This window comes from Streptomyces sp. SID5785, assembly GCF_009870065.1.
Lineage (GTDB): Bacteria > Actinomycetota > Actinomycetes > Streptomycetales > Streptomycetaceae > Streptomyces.
Map to the genome: position 1 here is coordinate 1 of NZ_WWIA01001082.1, position 1,674 is coordinate 1,674.

2 protein-coding genes are annotated in these 1,674 nt (G+C 72.9%); both read left to right on the top strand.

The features are described 5' to 3' along the window. A partial coding sequence (locus GTW43_RS34970; protein ID WP_161305995.1) for a HAMP domain-containing sensor histidine kinase occupies positions 1-1,323 on the top strand: 1,323 nt, incomplete at its 5' end. Positions 1,324-1,441: 118 nt separating this feature from the next. Next, positions 1,442-1,674: FKBP-type peptidyl-prolyl cis-trans isomerase (locus GTW43_RS34975; RefSeq protein WP_202502330.1), on the top strand; the 233-nt coding region annotated here is incomplete at its 3' end.

Below are 1,674 nucleotides of genomic sequence, written 5' to 3' on the forward strand. Positions count from 1 at the left end.
GGTGCCGGTGCCGGTGCCGGTGCCGGTGCCGACGCAGGCCCGCATCTGCCCCGTCACGCCGCGGATCTACAGCTGACCACCGGACGACCCACCACGGTGCCGTCCGAGGAGGAGAGCGCGGACTCGGCCTGGCGCGTGCTGAGCTACACGGGCCCCGACCACATGCGCGCCGTCGTCGCACTGCCCCTGGACACCGTGGACGGAGCCACCACCAAACTCCTGTGGGTCAGCCTCGGACTCGGCGCCGCGGTCGCCGTCGGCGTGGTCGTCCTGGGCAACAGCGCCGTCCGACTGGGCCTGCGCCCGCTCTCGCGCGTCGAGAGCACGGCCCAGCACATCACCGACGGCGCCCTCGAACTGAACGTCCCCGTCACCGACCCGGACACCGAGGTCGGCCGCCTCGCACGCGCCCTCAACACCATGCTCGACCGCCTGCGCACAGCGCTGCACCGCACGGAGACCTCCGAACAGCAGCTGCGCCACTTCCTCGCGGACGCCGGCCACGAGTTGCGCACCCCTCTCACCGCCGTCCAGGGCTTCGCGGAACTGCTCCTCGACGAGCCCGGCATGCCGCAGGGGCGACGTCATCAGGCACACGCCCTGATCTCCCACAACGCCGACAGGATGAGTCGCCTCGTCGACGACCTGTTCCTCCTCGCCAGACTGGGCGGGACGGGAGACGACCACAGCGGTCCCACCGGTACACGCACCGCGCACCGCGAACCCGTGGATCTGCTCTCGCTGGCCGCCGACGCCATCGCCACCACCGCCGTACGTCACCCACGGCGCCGGATCGCCCTCGAACCGCTCGCCGGCCCCTCCACCGCATCCGGGGCCGAACGCGATCTGGACATCATCGAAGTGCCCGGGGATCCGCTTCAGCTCGCGCAGGTCCTGGGCAACCTGCTGTCCAACGCGTGCACCCACACCCCGGCCGGCGCCGCGGTCCATGTCCGCGTCGGGACCACCCGCACCCCTGCTGCCCCCCAGAGCCTGAGCACCGGTCCGCCCCTGGCGCCCGGCACCCGTGCCTGCGTCATCGAGGTCGCCGACGACGGCCCCGGGATCCATCCCGACGAAGCCCCTCACGTCTTCGACCGCTTCTACCGCGCGACGCCGTCCGGACGACCGGAAGGGGACACCGCCCCGGGGTCCGGTCTCGGACTCGCCATCGCGTCCGCTGTCGCGACCGCGCACGGCGGACGCCTCGAACTGGACAACCGGCCCGGCGCCGGCTGCACCTTCCGTCTGCTGCTGCCCGACCCGTCAGACCTGCCGCAGGTGGACAGGGGTGCGGCTCGCCACCGTCCGTCTCACCTGTGAGCATCACCCCGGCGTCGCCCTCGCGGCCGCGCGCCCGCCGGCGACGACGTGCGCCGGGCGGACCGCCTTTGGCATGATCCACCCCGGGGGCCGGGCGAGCGGAGGAGTCGAAGGTGCCATGGGTGAACTGACCAGACCGGAGGTCGACGTCCCTGCGGGCGATCCGCCTGCCGAGCTGACCGTGCGGGACCTGGTCGTCGGCGACGGGGCCGAGGCGAGGCCGGGCATGGTGGTCAGGGTCCACTACGTCGGGGTGACCTTCGCCTCGGGCAGGGAGTTCGACGCCTCCTGGGACCGGGGCGAGCCGTTCAAGTTCGCCCTGGGCGGCGGACGGGTCATCAAGGGCTGGGA